We start from the raw sequence: 14,119 nt of genomic DNA on the forward strand, positions 1-14,119 counted from the left end.
ACGGACACCACTTGGACTTGGTGGCATTCGCCGAATGCAAATAGAGCAGCGTCCGGCACTGTCGCATCCGCCCTCTGATCTTCTCGGCGGTCGCCCGCGTTACGGCGGTACGGTCTAGCAGCGGATCGTCGATCCAATCGACATAGACGGACAACCCCTTTTCCTCGAGCAGTTGCTTCGCTCCAAGGACAAGTTCCTGATCCATGAAAGAATGAGACAGGAATACATCGAATGAAGATTGGTATGTGTCACGCGATTCGCGCAACAAAATGCCCGCAGATTTGAACGTAGCTGCTTTCGCACGAGCAGCGGCAGCCCGGACCTCAGATTCGGTAACGTAGGACATGATCGATCTCGCCTTTAACGACCGGCGCGCTGGGCGGCGGCTTCAACCCACGACGAAAAGTTCTTTCTTCCGTCACCCTGCAACCAGGAATAAGTAGGGTAAGTCACTCTGGTCCCGAACCGATCGGTAAGCGCAAGCTTTGCGATCGGATCGGCCCCGGCCGGATCAACGGTGCCGTTACTATCCTTCATGCCAGCTAAGTGCACACCAAGGATGCCGCGTCCCTCGCGGTGGGCCTTGCGGATCTCATACTCCACCCACGGCCTCGTATGCGTATCGCGACCGATCAGTACCGCTACCACGCTACTGCCGTTCATCTGCGTATCGATCCAGTTCTGAATCGCCTGCGGGCCCTTGCGCATGATTTCTTCCCACGACGCATGGTCGACAATAGTGTTGGAATCACGGCTTCCCGGCAACATCCAGGCATTGCGGACCTGCGACACGCGCCATGCATCTCGCGCGAAGTGAAAGCTGAAGAATACCCGCCTCGCCAATGCCGTTCTCCCAGATGTTCATCACAAACGATTTTCAGCGTGCGATCCGCTTAATGATTTTCAAAGCCGCATCAGCGAGTTGATCTGGCGTTGCCGAGGCGTCTGACAATATGCGCAACTCATCGTCCGTGGGGCGCCGGGCATTACTGCCAGTCGACGGAAGGGCTGACGTCAGCAACTCATTGGCGATAACCGAGGCAGCGCCTCCGGTGGCTCCAACGGGCAATAGAAATGCACCTCTACCATCGGCGAGGGCGCGCTCTTCGAACACACCGGTGGCAGACACCAGTCCGCCGGACTCGATCTTCGCACCGCCAACGAAAACCACGATACCCGCCAAGCGCGCCAACTCACCACGCAACTCTGCCCAATGCTGACGATCCGGCTCAGCGTCACCGACCGGTTGCGGAAAGGGACGAACAACCAACCGCCGATCAAAGTCCCACTCACCGCGCCCCTGCATGGTTTCGAGGAACCCTGACAGCGAAGCTGATCCGACCAACAGCCCGGCCCCGGATAGCATGAAAAGATCTGTCGATCCGATCCTACGCCCGATCGCGCGCGCTACATCGTGAACGAACCCCGCGCTAGAATCACCGGCATCGAGCGGCCAGCTACCCGACACCCATATCCGACGACGTGCCACACGCCGTTCGAGTTCATCCATCAATTCATCAATTTCAGCGAACGCATCGATCTCGACGACGACAAGACCATAGCGTCGCAAGTCGCGCACCCAATAGTCATGCCGCTTCAACCGGGCGGCGTGGGCATCATCAGACCCAAAATCCGCCCGCTGTGGCCGCCGTGCGATCATGAAGTGTCGGGGCGGGGTCGTTGGAAAATGCTCACGCAGCAAGGCAAGCACGTGGCGGACGTTCGGGTCCGTCAGGCTCATGCCCACGAACAGGAAGGTCATTCCTGTCAAATGAGCGTGCAGCAGACCCAAAAATGCACCGCGCCGCTGCCGGTACAGTTCGTAATCCTCGGTGGAAATTACCAGATCATCAACTGCATCGATGGTCCCGTGCATCTTGTAAATGCGGACCGCTCCCGCGCGGCGCTTGCGCAGTGCCAACTGCTCCTGGTTGGCCCGAACATCAACCGGGCGCCCAAGCTCGCCGAACGCACGCTCGATCAGCCGGTCGTAATTCGTCGTCCACACCTCGCGGATCGGCAGCCTTGCCAGCGACAGCAACGCCGAGGGGATGGCATGATCCGGCTCGATCTGCTCCCGTATGGCATTTAGCACGGTCGTGCGGTTCGAATGATCCGCACCAATCGCCCATTGGGCAACTGCCGTAAGATCGTCGACGTCCTCAATTTCGAGGCCGAGATCACCCGCAATTTCCTGCAGCAAGCCCTTCCACGAGGGATACCCCGCGGCCATGGAAGTGCCGGCACCGACAAGAACCGAAGCACCATCCTCAGCAAGTGCTGAGGTGTACTCTCTCAAAAATACATCGCGATCGCTCAAAGGGCACCGGCGAAGATTATCAGCATCATTCGTTCACATTACGTTCTTCTGAGGAACGTTTCAAGTCGTACGGTCTGCCATCAGCCATGACCAGCCGCGGCGCGCAATGCGTATCGATCCAATCGGTGATCTCGCCGGCCTCACCGCTGCTATGTCATTCGAGATAGCTGCCTTCATCAGCACCGCCTGATTGGGTGTTTGACGTATCGCAGCCCTAGTTACGATTCCCGCGGAGTGATATGATACGGCCATGCGCACGGTCCCCTTTCCCCGCACACCCGCCCAGGTCCGTGAATGCCTTGCACTGGCAGCTGAAGGCGCGATTGCGGTCGAACGCGACGGATCGCCCATGATCGCCATCGTGCCGGTCGAAGAGTATGCGCGCCTTGTCGCACTCGACAGGGCGGAAGCTGCGGAAGACTGAGTGAAACCCGGCAAACGGGACACGCGCGATACACAACTTGCCACCTCGGCTTACATCTCCATACCGTAGTCCCGTTCGCGGCCACCGCCACCCATGCCGGGGCCGTCGAGGCGCAGCTGCCGCTCGGGAATGCGGGCGTCGAGCGCCTTCTTCAGTGCGGGCTGCCGCGCCATACGGTCCTCGAGCCGCTCGAGGCGACGCTCCGCCCGGTCTTCGATCCGCGGCGTTTCAGCCTCACCCCGGTCGCCTGACGCCGAGCGCCAGTCGGCCACGAACCGGTCGGCATAGGCGCGAGGATCGGCGCGCGCCTGCCCCTCCTCCGCCCAGACCTGCCGCAACTCTCCCGGAGCAATCTGCTCCAGACCGCGTACCGGGTCGGCGCTGCGGTCCAGCACGATCCGCAGATCCTCGGCGGCATAGGGCCGGACTTGGTCGAGCGCGGCCGAGGCTGCGTCCAGCTCGCGCACCTTGGACGGCGACAGCTCCTGCCCGTCCTCGTGCATCCGCTCGGCCGCCAGGAACAACTGGGCGTAACGCTCCAGCGCCCGGTCGAGCGGGGAGCCCGCATCCGGCAGCCGGATAGCGTCGGTTGCCTGGCCACGCTCGACCACATCAAGCGCCGAGGTCTTGTCGCCGGTGTTACGGGTAACGTGCCGTTCGACCTTCTGCCCGTCGTCGACCACCAGCGCCACCTTGTCCGCCACGCGGGTGAGCGCGACCAGGAACGACCGTTCGGTCAGCAGCTTCCGCTCCGACGAGCGCATCGCCACGATGCCGTGCTCGGTGGTGACCCCCTGTGCGACATGGACGTTGATCGCGTAGGCAAGGTCCAGCCGTTCGGCCATGCGATCGCCGGACGCGATCTCATGCACGGTCCCGTCGATCAGTGAGGACACGACCAGCTTTCCGCGGCCTACCTCCTCGACCCGCGCCATCGCACCGTTATCGAGCCCGCGGGTCCGGTCGTTGTCGCTCCAGCGGATGCGGTCGCCGACGTGCAGCTCGACCTGCTTCAATGCGAAGATCGACACGGCATCGCGGTCGAGGTTTCTGGCCAACCGGTCGGGCTGAAACAGCTTCTCGGTCCCGTCCGCCATGCCGAGCCGCACCCGGTCGCCGTCGATGCGGGTCACGACACCACGGTCGCCGCGGACAAGGCCCTGACTCGGCAGGTCGGTGCGGACCTCGACCACATGGCCGGGCCGATAGGCGCGCATCAGCCGCGCGCCTTCCCTGGTGGCGTTGACCCGGTCGAGCACAGTGAACGACGTGCCTGTGGCAGCGATCTCGCCGCTCGCCTTCAGCTCGGCCTGCACCGCCTGGTTGGCCTCGCTGCGCATCGCGCGGCCGGCGGTCAGCAGAAGGGTGGCGTCCCGCTGGTTTTGCGGCAGCGCTGCCCAGTGCGCTGCGGCCGTCATCGCCACCGCGTTCCCCGGCACCTCGGTCGTGGCGGCCCTGAGTATCTCGAACGTGCCCGACACGTCGCCGCGGTCGAGCGCGGCGGTGACCGCCTTCATCTGATCGGACCGAGAACGCAGATTCTCGGTGATATGGGCCGTGGCGACGCCGGCCTTCTGGCTCGCCTCGAACGGCTTGCCGGGCGCGATCGCGGTCAGCTGGCGGGTGTCGCCGGTTTGCACGACGCGCGCGACGCCGGTGATGTTGGCAAGCCGCACGATCCGCTCCATGTCGCGCGTACCGAGCTGTCCGGCCTCCTCGACCATGACGATCGCACCCGACAGCTCCGCCTTCACGCGCGCGACCTGTTCCGGTCGGGCGGTGCCGTCGATCACGCGGGCATGGCGCGCCAGGAAGCTGGCGACCGTGCTCACGTCCGCGCCGGTGTCGCGCCCGAACTCGCTCGCCTTCACGCTGGCGATGGCGAGCCCGATTACCGCCCGTCCTTCTCCCCTCGCTACTGCCGTCACCGGCGCCATCGCGGTCGACTTGCCGCGTCCCGACCCGCCCTGCACGTTCACCACCCGGTCGGACGAGGACAGCATCAGCACGGCCGCAGCTTCCTGACCCGGGTTGAGGCGATGAAGCCCCAACTCGCGCGCCGCCTCCTGCACCCGGATTGCGGCATCGACCGGCGGAACGATCGGGGCAGACTGCCCCTTCCCCGCATCGACAGTGGCAAGGTACGCCTGCTCCAGCCGTACCGCACCTTGCGTCGTCACCATGCGATCGCCGTCGCCGAGCAACAGGCCTTTCGCCTGCAGCAGCGCCAGCCGGGCCTCGATATCGGCAACCGTCACCGGTCCGCCGCGCGACAGGCCTTCGCGGATGAGCTCGAGCCGGTCGAACGCCGCCTCCTGCTCGCCCAAGTCGCGCACCGCCGATGCGACCGCCTGCGCCGCGGCATAGGCGCGCGGCTCCAGTCGTCCCAGTCGCTCAGGGACCAGCGGATCGCCGTCGCGCGGGGTCAGCCCCATGCGGCCGGCGATAGCAAGACCGCGCTCGCCTATCCCGCGCACACCCCGCACCGTGCGCGTCCACACATCATGCCCCCGCCCCGCCTCCGCCAGCGCACCTTTCACCAACGCTGCCGGATCCAGCCCCTTCTCCGCGGCCAGCCGCCGCCACCCTTCCGCGCGCTGCTCCGGCACGAGATCGGTTGATTTGGAGTCGCGGGTCGCCAGCGCCGCATATTCGCGCGTCTGCGGAGTGTTCTCCAATCCGCGCGCCTTGATGTACGCATCGATCTCGGCCGAGCGGCCGGAGAATGCTTCCACCACCGCACGCGACACGCCGGCGATCTCGAAAGCGCCGTTGCGGCCGTCGTGCCGGGGGATGGTGGCGAAGCCGAGCGTCTCGACCCGGCTGCGCAACGCGGACAGGAACACCGCATCCATGACATGCTGGCGCTCGTACAGCTGGTCCGCGTGCAGCGCCCGCCACTTGCCGTCGGCGGTGCGGGTCGCATTGGCGATGACGTTGTGAACGTGGAGCTGAGGCTCGCCGCTGCGGTTCACGTCGTGGAGGAAGGTCGCGGCCACGAAGCGGCCGGTCGTCTCGGGCACCTGTCCCCTACCGTTCCAGACCCGCGCTTCCGCGACGTTGCGCTCCGTCCAGGCTAGGGTCGCGGCAGCCGCTTCCCGCACCGCGACTACCAACCGCGCGTCACCGCCCACCAGCGCCAGGATCGACACCGACTTGGGCACGGACATGGTGACGTCCCAGCCCGCTCGGTGCTCACCCCGTTTGGCGTCCAGAACGGTGCCGTTGGGCAGTTCGCCGGCGAGCACCTGTTTGAACCGCTCGGCGTCAACGGGTCCGGACAGACCCAGCTCGGCCGCCCCCTCGCCTGCCCAGACACTAGCCCCTTCTGCCTGATCGGCGGTGTAATAATTGTCCCGGGCGTAATAGGCGGCTGCGTCGGAGGCCGAACCGACCGCAGCGACCGAGATCATTGTTTGCCCTGCGGGGTGCCGGGCTTTGCCCGGACGGTGATCCTGCCTGCCTTGCCCTCGAACTGCGTCCGGCAGCTGTCGGTCGCGAGCCGGTAATTCACGAGCGCGCAGACCGCCTGATCCCCGCCGCCCAACAGATAGTTGGCCGAGCGGACGGCGAACCACGACGGCGGCAGCGCCATCGCGGCGAAGAAATAGCTGCCGACGCAGAGCAACCAGACGACCGACAGCGCCGCACCCACCTTGCGACCCGACCAGTCCCTGTCCCAGACGGTGTAGCTGACCTTTGTCCGGGGCTGCTGCTCGAGGCTCCTGATAGCGGCGGTGTTCTCCCGTAACGCCTCGGTGTGGTCGCGCTGCCGTTCGTCGATGGCATCCAGACGGGGCTGCCTGTCGATCCGTTCGGCAAGCAACCGCATCTCCGCCCTGATCGGATTGAAGCTGGCGGTGATGCGCTCCGGCATGCCCTTGATGAACTCGGTCCGGGCTCGCGTCAGCGCCAGCTGATCCTCGCGCTCCAGCCTGTGCATGTCGCTCTCGTGCGCTGCCCAGCTTTGGGCGATGCGGTCGATCTCCATGACCGCCTTGTCCAGCCTGGCGCCGAAGGCGACGACGTCACCGGGCCCCAGTTGCTCGGGCCGATCGAATACGGCCCGCCCCTCCCGCCACGCATCGAGACATTCCCGAACGAACGACTTGGCCAAGGTCGCACGCTCGACACCACGCTCGGCCGCGCAACGGGTGAGATCCGCATCGTCGTCGTCCCCAAGCCGTACATTGACCTGACCGCCCATGAAGTTCCTGCCCATGTCCGGCCTAATGCTGGTCGCCGGCACCGCTCCCATGCCATGATTGCATAGTGGCACGATTGCGCCACAATGAGCAGGATTAAGCAAGCGATTATGGCGACGTGAGCGGTGCATCCACCATCGGTGAGCGGATCAAGGCGGTACGGCTCAGGACCGGGTTGGGACAGGACGCGTTCGCGAAGGCGCTGGGCTATTCGAAGCGCGCGCTGGTCAGCTGGGAACTGGGCGGGGCCGAGCCGCCCGTCGCCCTGATGGCGAAGCTCCGGCGCGACTACGATGTCGATCCCGAATGGGTGATCCTGGGCGAGGACACCGTGCCCCGGAGCTACTACGGGCCGGTCGACTGGGACCGTCTCGACCGCCTGCGCGCGGACGTGGACGCCGTCTGCAGGGACGTCGGGCTGGAGCTGCCTGACGAACGCAGCCAGGCGCTCGCGCGCGTGATATACGACGGAGGCGCGGACGCGGGCGCCGCCAACCGCAAGCAGCTGCGCGGTACGCTGCTCGCCTTGTCGCTGGGGGATTGAGGATGAGCGGATCTTCGAAGGAACAACTGGCCGCCTGGATGGCAGATACCCGGCGCGTTGGGTTCAAGCGACGCAACTGGCCGGTCGTGCGCCGACTGGCGGCGCTGTGCACAGGACTGCTGCTGGCAGGTCTGGCGATCCGTCTGCTGGGCTATGCCCCTGCCCTTGCGGCTGCCTGCTGGATCGCCGCAGTTGTCACCGGCGCGGTCATGCTGATCTGGTTCTTCGACCCGCGCCGCTTCCGCGCACGGCCGTCCGGCACGTCCTGACCACACGGAAACAAGCGCGCGCAGCCGGGTTCGCATCGGCCGGTGCTGGCCCATCAGTCTTGTCCATGACGCCCCTCGGGAGATGGGCCGTGCCTCCGAACGGGTCGCTTGCTTGCGACCCTCATGTCGCTGCGCAGCCCGGTAAATCACGGCGTCCGTAGCGCCGTAGCACCCTTGTAGCACGTCAGGAGGCAGCTTTCGCGGAACCCGCAGCACGGCCGATATCCTGCTACATCACTGATAATTTGCGATTTTATGCTCTGAACATGGCCGCTATCCATAGCGTGGTGTGTGCTCCTTTCCTGCACGATCCGGATGCTGCCGTATCGATGCCGTGGTGCTCCGGCATTCATTGCGGCTTCCGGCGGGGCACCCGGGCCGGCGTGTCAGCCGGCCAGCAAGCGAACTCCGGACCGTCTTCTCGACGGTGCGGCAGCCGGTTCAGGGTGAGCCGCAGGATATATCGCCTGTCACTGGCGCTGCCGCCGCCAGTATCTTCCTGGCGGCACGACGCTCACGTGCCCGGGCGCGTTGATCTTCGCCGATCCGGGGGTCGCTGCCTTCCGGCTCCGGACCCGGGGCAGGATCCGGTTCCTCCATCACCCGGATACCCTCGGCACGTCGGGCCGCGTCCTTGCGCCGGGCGTATTCCTGCTGGACCGCGCTGGTCATGTCGGATCTCAGAAGGACATAATCGGGTTCGTACCGATGCTGGCGCATAAGCTCGGCGAGCGCGTGAACGGCCAAGTCGTCACCGACCGCGGCATGGACCGCGCGCAGCCAGCGCGGCGAGGCGTAACGGTGCCGCAGCGTCCAGATCCCTCGCCCCATCTCGGTTGCGAACAGGGCTACCCAGATGACGAGCATGCCTCGTCCCATGACGACCGGTCTGGCGCCGATCGCCCTGGCGATACCGATCGTCACGATCAGCATCGGCAGGAAGGATATGGCGCTGATCGCATAAGGGACGACGTTCAGCTGGCTCACTTCCCATCGCGCGATCAGCCGGTCGACTATCGGGACGCGTTTAGTCACGCCAGGGATCATGGCTGCTCGCCGACCAGCTGTCGTGATGCTGGAAATGGTCGTGAGCGCCGCTGTCCCAGCGATCGTGGCGCTGCCAGTCGGACTCGTAATCGTGCGAACGGGTAGAACCGTAGGGATTGCCGGCGACGTCGGGTGTTCCCGCCCCCGCGATCGTCGGCAATCCGGTTGTCGGATTGATATCCGTTCCGTCGCTGCCAATTCCCGAGTGGCCTGGGAGCGTCCAGTCGTCGAACCAGGTGGCGATGCGCTCGAACAGTCTCATGTCAGCACTCCCGATCGGAAGCCTGGATGATATACGCTTTCCGCATATCGCTCAAGCCGGTCTAGATGCTTCGGTGTGCCCGCCTCCCCTGTCCCATCCGATCTGCACGCCCGCATCGTCGCTGCGCTGACCGTGGCACGGCGGGACGCCAGGCTTCGTCAGGTCGACCTCGCGAAGCGGCTCGGATGGCAGCAGGCCTATGTATCGCGCTACGAAACCGGTGAGCGCCAGTTGAGCGTGGATGAATATGTCGCGGTCGCCGTGGCGATCGGGGTCGATCCGGTGGCCTTGCTCGGCGAACTTCTCTGTCAAGACTGCTCGTAATCACAGCTCAGGACCGCCCATCGAGGCGATGCCCAGGCGCATCTGCCGACGATAACGCCCACCCGATCAACGGCGCGACATCTGCTACGATGCCGAACGCGCGTTCGATGGCCTCTAGGATCCGCCGTGATCGCACACACCGGCGAACCCGACGATCGGTTCGGGGTATCTCCCCACCCTGCCCTTTCAACGGGCGTCACGCTGACAGGTACACACCGCCGGATCGGCTTGGCTTCTCCCGGAAGCCTGCGGCCGTCAGGCCGCTCTTGTGACGGCGATAGCCGGCACGCAACGAAGGGCCATTGCCCAAGGGGCAATTCCGCAATTCCTTTTCCTTCCTTTTGAGCCGGGTCTTGGGGTTAAGTGATTCTGTTAAATAGGAATCGTTAAGAAGGTTAAGTGTCGAAAAGCGGCCAAAAAACCGCGTCTTCGTAATACCTTGAGAATCTTCCCGGTGTGTGATCCCACGTGATTCGGTGTGTGATCCCACGATAGTGCGGTGTGTGATCCCACGACGCCCGGGTGTGTGATCCCACGATGATCGCTTGCCTCTTTGCGGGTCGATTATTGCTCGATCCACACTCTCAACGCCTGCTGCCCGCCTCCGCCTCTGATACGGATGGGCCTTGCGGTGTGTGATACCACGATAGTCAGCGTTCTCCGGCAAGCTTGTCCATCAGGTCGTCCACCTCGGCGGCGCGGCGGCGATCGGCATCGAATCGGTTCCGCCGCTCTTGCTCGGCTTCCAACTTGGCAGTCAGTGCCAGCGCCTCCGCTTCACCCCGAAGTCGAAACAGCACGGCAGGACTGCCATCGACTGTTGCGGCCATGTGCATCGCATAATCGGGGAGCTGGTCGGCCTCCACCACTTTGCGCAGCATCCGGTTGAACTCTTTTGGTTTGCTGTCGCTGCCTGTCTTGTCGCGCAGCACCTCGACGCGACACGTCCACCCGCCCTTCTGGTTGCCGGCGTGCTTGCGCGCGATACGATACAGGGCGCGTTCCAGCCCCCCGGTCAGCAGGAAATAATCCTGGTGCATGGTGAGCAGTGACCGCTCCCCCATAATACCCTCATACACCCAGTCCGACAGCGTAATGGTCATCCCGCGCGGTTGGTCGGTGTCCGGGTCCACCTCCAGCGTCCATTTGTCGAGCCAGTTGAAACCGGCCTTGGTCCGCCGCTTGGGCGCGCGGATCGAGGTCGATATGGAAGTCGTTTGAAGCCGCTGGAGTGCAGCCTGCAACTCCTGATAAGCTCGGCCGCTGGTGTCGCGCTTGATCGCCCGCAACAGGTCATAGGACGTAGTTCTAAGTGTCCGGGGAAGGTCGTTGACCCCCTGCTCCCGCATCCGATTGAGCGTGGACGCCGCCCATATCAAGATATCGGCGTCCCAGATCGTGGCCATGCCGTAGGCGGGGATCGCCTCAATCTTGACCCACGTCTCGCCGTCCGGGCTGCTATATTCGATCGGCTTCACCCGCTTGCGCTTCTGGAGCGAGAAGAACGGCCGCTCCATCGTCTCCCGCTGATCTTTCAGCGGGAGGTCGCCCATCAACGGGATGAACAGATCAAATTCGGGGTTGGGATTTTGGCGCTTGGTCATGAAACATCAATCCTGCCATCCTGCATAATTGCAGGTGTGCACATCGTCACACACGACCGAATTGCTTGTCGGCTTCATACTTGGCGACCAGTTCGCTGATCGCTTCAGCAAGGAGATCTTGGTGACTCCGCCGGGTCCGCGCTGCCAAAACGCGAAATGCCTCCGCCGTGGGATCTGCAGGATCGAAATATGCCCCAAGGTGATACTTACCCGGTCGTTTGCCACCTGATCGTGCGGCACTCGACGGCAAGGTCGTCGGAGCCGACTGGCGTTCCGGCTCGGGTTCGCGAGGGGAGGGTGCCGCTACTGCCGGCCCCAACAGGGAAGTCCGTTTCGCCATAATCAAGCTTTCACATTTGCAGGTGTGCAATTGATCACATCATCAAATATGTGCTTCTGCAAGGCTGCAATTTCCAAGGCAGCTTTACCTTTCGGCTCATGCTCGATGACGCCCAAGCCGTAAGGCCATGCCGCTCGGTAGGCGCTGCGCTCCCGCAATACGGCACGCGCCACCCGCAAGCCGGTTGCCTCGGCAAGCGTTCTGGCATCGTCCAGCAATGTGGTTGCGGTAGGAGGGGCGGCATTCAGCACGACCACGCCCGTTCGCCCCGTGCTGGTGATAAGCTGTGCCGTGCGCTTGATCGCATCGAGATCGATCAATGACGGACGGCAGGGGATAACGACCAGATCGGCACGCTGCGCCGCTGCGGCGGCTTCCGCGCCCGCCGCTGGCGGTGTGTCGATGATAGTAAGTGCAAAGCCGTTGGCCTCAGCTGCATCAATCGCTTGATCGAGGCGTCTCGCACTGATTGGCTCGACGTGCGGCAGCTCGGCCGTTCGTCGCTCGCTCCAAGCGGTCGCGCTCTCCTGCGGGTCGAGATCAAAGAGAGCCGTCTTGATCCCGACCGCTTCAGCAGCGACCGCCAAATTCACCGCGAGCGTCGTTTTGCCAACGCCACCCTTTTGAGCTGCAAGAGTGATAATATGCACGTGTGCACACCTTCAATAATTCAGATATGACGTTATGCAGAACGGCAAGGTCGCACAAGTGCTATGGTGAGGCGCTCTGCTCCTAAAGCATGGCAACGCATGGGCATGCGCTGGATAAATCTGTACGATGCGCCGCTGCTACCGAGGCCCGGAGCATAGTTGGAGTGATCTGATGCAGAAGGGCAAGGCCTTGGACGAGACGATAAAAGGTGAGGTCCGCTTGTGCATAGAGGGCGGTCTTGCCCATTTCCCCGGACTGGCGAAGGAGCAGACGGTCTCGTTTGATGATCTCGCCACCCCGGAGTGCCAGGAGATCGCCAGTCTCGTCGATCAGGCGGACTTCTTCAACTGCACGCCTGCAAACGACAGCGCGGGGCCGGATGCGCGCAGCTATACGGTTGGGCTGACCATCGCCGGCCGCAGTCACGAACTCCGCGTCACCGAACCGATCCGCGACCCAACGCTGGCGAAGCTTGTGTCGGTTGTACGTCGCTTGAGCAAGCAACGCCCGAGCCAGAGCTCTTAGCCAACTCACCGGTGAAATCACCGACAAGCCATGCGCCGATCACGCTTCGCCGTCTTCGACCCGGCCGGCGGGCGGCGCGTTGTCACGATCGAAATTCCCGCAAAGGATCCAGACCGTGTGAAAAGCCGCGCCTGTGATTCCGCCCGGTCGCGGATCGGCGTATGCTGCGGGCATGGCGTATATCGAGGGTCACGCGCGCGACCAGGCGCTGCTGCTGCCGGCATCGGTTGAGGATTACGTGTCGGCGGACAATGCGGTGCGCTTCATCGACGCCTTCGTTGAAGACTTGGATCTGGGCGAAGCCGGCTTCCTGCGGACGCGACCCAAGGCCACTGGCCGACCGGGCTATTCCCCGCGCGACATGCTGAAGCTGTACCTGTACGGCTACCTCAACCGGGTGCGGTCGAGCCGTCGCCTGGAAACCGAGGCGACGCGCAATCTCGAACTGATCTGGCTGCTGCGCGGGCTGCGGCCCGACTTCAAGACCATCGCCGACTTCCGCCGTGACAACCGCTCGGCGTTCAAGGCGGTGTTCCGCGCGTTCATGGTGCTGTGTCGCAAGCTCGACCTGTTCGGGCGCGAGCTGCTCGCGGTGGACGGCACGCGGCTGAAGGCGGTGAACAGCCGGACGCGCAACTTCACGAAGGCCAGGCTCGACAAGTACGTAAAATCCGCTGACGAGCGGCTCGAGAAGTACCTCGCACAGCTGGATGACGCCGACCGTGGTGAGGAGGCAGGCACGACCAGACGGAGCGAGGCGCTCGCGGCGAAGATCGCCAGGGTACGCGAGCAGCGTCAGGTCAGCGAGGCGATGCTTGAGCAGCTGAAGGCCAGCGGCGAGAGCCAGATCTCGCTCACCGACCCCGATGCGCGTGCGATGGCGGCCCATCCCAAGGTCGGCGTCGGCTACAACGCCCAGGTCGCGGTCGATGCGAAGCACAAGCTGATCGTCGAACAGCATGTCACCAACGCGGGCAGCGATCTGGGTTTTCTGGCCGAAACCGCGGGTGCGGCCAAGGACCTGCTCGGCGTGGACCGGATCGATGTGGTCGCCGATATGGGATATTACATGGGTGAGGACATCGCCGCGTGCGAACGGGCCGGCATCACTCCCTATGTCGCCCGTCCCCAGCGCGGCACGGCCGTCGGCGACGGCCGCTTTCCCAAAGAGCGGTTCCGCTACGATGAAGCGGCGGATTGCTATCACTGCCCGGGCAACCAGCGGCTCGATACACGGTACCGCTGGCTCCAGGGCGGTCACATCATCGTGCAATATTCAAACCCGCGCGCCTGTGGCGGATGCGAACTCAAGGCGCAGTGTGCCCGCGGTAGCTTCCGCCGCATCACGCGGTGGGAAGGCGAGGCGGTGCTCGACCGCATGGCGACACGCCTTGCCGTGCGGCCTGAGATCCTGAACATCCGGCGCGAGACGGTCGAACACCCCTTCGGCTCTATCAAGCAGTGGATGAACCAGGGGGCCTTCCTGATGCGTGGGCTCGACAAGGTCCGCGGCGAGTTCAGCCTGACGGCGCTCACCTACAACCTCAGGCGGGCGATCAACCTCGTCGGCGTACAGGGGCTGATCCGGGCGGTGCAAGCCTGAA

The 14,119-nt window shown here is 64.1% G+C and carries 16 protein-coding genes; 6 read left to right on the top strand and 10 right to left on the bottom strand.

Annotated features, from left to right (window positions below):
* The 3 genes from BMX36_RS21460 to BMX36_RS19835 all read right to left on the bottom strand — a co-directional run.
* The coding region (locus BMX36_RS21460) for a toll/interleukin-1 receptor domain-containing protein (protein WP_143058625.1) at positions 1-346 on the bottom strand (346 nt) is incomplete at its 3' end.
* A 14-nt stretch (positions 347-360) separates the two neighbouring features.
* Positions 361-843 carry a TIR domain-containing protein gene (locus tag BMX36_RS19830; RefSeq protein WP_042491036.1) on the bottom strand — a complete coding sequence of 161 codons (483 nt, stop codon included), beginning with the start codon at positions 841-843 and terminating at the stop codon, positions 361-363.
* A 34-nt stretch (positions 844-877) separates the two neighbouring features.
* The gene (locus BMX36_RS19835) at positions 878-2,320 is read right to left on the bottom strand and encodes an SIR2 family protein (RefSeq protein ID WP_246248801.1); all 1,443 of its coding nucleotides are present in this window, start codon (positions 2,318-2,320) and stop codon (positions 878-880) included.
* Positions 2,321-2,570: 250 nt separating this feature from the next.
* Here BMX36_RS19835 and BMX36_RS21870 point away from each other — a divergent pair, with 250 nt between their 5' ends.
* The gene (locus tag BMX36_RS21870; protein WP_164523884.1) at positions 2,571-2,744 is read left to right on the top strand and encodes a hypothetical protein; all 174 of its coding nucleotides are present in this window, start codon (positions 2,571-2,573) and stop codon (positions 2,742-2,744) included.
* A 50-nt stretch (positions 2,745-2,794) separates the two neighbouring features.
* Here BMX36_RS21870 and mobF read toward each other — a convergent pair whose 3' ends face one another.
* Positions 2,795-6,157, bottom strand: coding sequence for a MobF family relaxase (gene mobF, locus BMX36_RS19840; RefSeq protein ID WP_093068185.1), 3,363 nt, complete (start codon positions 6,155-6,157; stop codon positions 2,795-2,797).
* Entirely contained in the window at positions 6,154-7,002 is an 849-nt protein-coding gene (locus tag BMX36_RS19845; RefSeq protein ID WP_174195153.1) for a hypothetical protein, read from the bottom strand. The genes mobF and BMX36_RS19845 overlap by 4 nt, the downstream gene beginning before the upstream one ends.
* Before the next feature lie 65 nt (positions 7,003-7,067).
* Between BMX36_RS19845 and BMX36_RS19850 the strand changes: the two genes are divergently transcribed.
* Both BMX36_RS19850 and BMX36_RS19855 read left to right on the top strand, forming a co-directional pair.
* Positions 7,068-7,493 (top strand): helix-turn-helix domain-containing protein, encoded by a 426-nt coding sequence (locus tag BMX36_RS19850; protein WP_093068190.1) that lies wholly within the window; start codon positions 7,068-7,070, stop codon positions 7,491-7,493.
* Between the two features lie 2 nt (positions 7,494-7,495).
* Entirely contained in the window at positions 7,496-7,762 is a 267-nt protein-coding gene (locus tag BMX36_RS19855) for a hypothetical protein (protein WP_093068193.1), read from the top strand.
* Positions 7,763-8,203: 441 nt separating this feature from the next.
* On the opposite strand, the gene BMX36_RS19860 is transcribed toward BMX36_RS19855, so the two are convergent.
* Positions 8,204-8,797 (bottom strand): hypothetical protein, encoded by a 594-nt coding sequence (locus BMX36_RS19860; RefSeq protein ID WP_143058627.1) that lies wholly within the window; start codon positions 8,795-8,797, stop codon positions 8,204-8,206.
* Positions 8,790-9,071 carry a hypothetical protein gene (locus BMX36_RS19865; RefSeq protein WP_093068199.1) on the bottom strand — a complete coding sequence of 94 codons (282 nt, stop codon included), beginning with the start codon at positions 9,069-9,071 and terminating at the stop codon, positions 8,790-8,792. Before BMX36_RS19865 ends, BMX36_RS19860 begins: the two co-directional genes overlap by 8 nt.
* Positions 9,072-9,146: 75 nt before the next feature.
* On the opposite strand from BMX36_RS19865, the gene BMX36_RS19870 reads away from it, so the two are divergent.
* Entirely contained in the window at positions 9,147-9,395 is a 249-nt protein-coding gene (locus BMX36_RS19870; protein ID WP_218142216.1) for a helix-turn-helix domain-containing protein, read from the top strand.
* Positions 9,396-10,045: 650 nt separating this feature from the next.
* Here BMX36_RS19870 and BMX36_RS19875 read toward each other — a convergent pair.
* From BMX36_RS19875 to BMX36_RS19880, 3 genes are read right to left on the bottom strand one after another with little or no spacing between them, the layout of a single operon-like run.
* Positions 10,046-10,999, bottom strand: a complete 954-nt coding sequence (locus BMX36_RS19875) for a replication initiator protein A (RefSeq protein WP_093068201.1) — start codon at positions 10,997-10,999, stop codon at positions 10,046-10,048.
* A gap of 46 nt (positions 11,000-11,045) precedes the next feature.
* A complete protein-coding gene (locus tag BMX36_RS22415) occupies positions 11,046-11,339 on the bottom strand; it encodes a ribbon-helix-helix domain-containing protein (protein WP_369523884.1) in 294 nt (97 codons plus the stop codon).
* A gap of 2 nt (positions 11,340-11,341) precedes the next feature.
* Positions 11,342-11,989 carry a ParA family protein gene (locus BMX36_RS19880; protein ID WP_093068204.1) on the bottom strand — a complete coding sequence of 216 codons (648 nt, stop codon included), beginning with the start codon at positions 11,987-11,989 and terminating at the stop codon, positions 11,342-11,344.
* A gap of 172 nt (positions 11,990-12,161) precedes the next feature.
* On the opposite strand from BMX36_RS19880, the gene BMX36_RS19885 reads away from it, so the two are divergent.
* Complete coding sequence (locus tag BMX36_RS19885) at positions 12,162-12,515, top strand: protealysin inhibitor emfourin (RefSeq protein ID WP_093068206.1); 354 nt, start codon at positions 12,162-12,164, stop codon at positions 12,513-12,515.
* A gap of 172 nt (positions 12,516-12,687) precedes the next feature.
* Positions 12,688-14,118 carry an IS1182 family transposase gene (locus BMX36_RS19890; protein ID WP_093068209.1) on the top strand — a complete coding sequence of 477 codons (1,431 nt, stop codon included), beginning with the start codon at positions 12,688-12,690 and terminating at the stop codon, positions 14,116-14,118.
* Position 14,119 lies beyond the last annotated feature (1 nt).

Source organism: Sphingomonas sp. OV641 (genome assembly GCF_900109205.1).
Lineage (GTDB): Bacteria > Pseudomonadota > Alphaproteobacteria > Sphingomonadales > Sphingomonadaceae > Sphingomonas.

Coding starts and splice junctions, on each gene's coding strand:
- BMX36_RS19865 (WP_093068199.1), bottom strand. CDS start 9,071: ATGAGACTGTTCGAGCGCATCGCCACCTGGTTCGACGACTGGACGCTC.
- BMX36_RS19845 (WP_174195153.1), bottom strand. CDS start 7,002: ATGGGAGCGGTGCCGGCGACCAGCATTAGGCCGGACATGGGCAGGAAC.
- BMX36_RS22415 (WP_369523884.1), bottom strand. CDS start 11,339: ATGGCGAAACGGACTTCCCTGTTGGGGCCGGCAGTAGCGGCACCCTCC.
- mobF (WP_093068185.1), bottom strand. CDS start 6,157: ATGATCTCGGTCGCTGCGGTCGGTTCGGCCTCCGACGCAGCCGCCTAT.
- BMX36_RS21870 (WP_164523884.1), top strand. CDS start 2,571: ATGCGCACGGTCCCCTTTCCCCGCACACCCGCCCAGGTCCGTGAATGC.
- BMX36_RS19875 (WP_093068201.1), bottom strand. CDS start 10,999: ATGACCAAGCGCCAAAATCCCAACCCCGAATTTGATCTGTTCATCCCG.
- BMX36_RS19885 (WP_093068206.1), top strand. CDS start 12,162: ATGCAGAAGGGCAAGGCCTTGGACGAGACGATAAAAGGTGAGGTCCGC.
- BMX36_RS19890 (WP_093068209.1), top strand. CDS start 12,688: ATGGCGTATATCGAGGGTCACGCGCGCGACCAGGCGCTGCTGCTGCCG.
- BMX36_RS19855 (WP_093068193.1), top strand. CDS start 7,496: ATGAGCGGATCTTCGAAGGAACAACTGGCCGCCTGGATGGCAGATACC.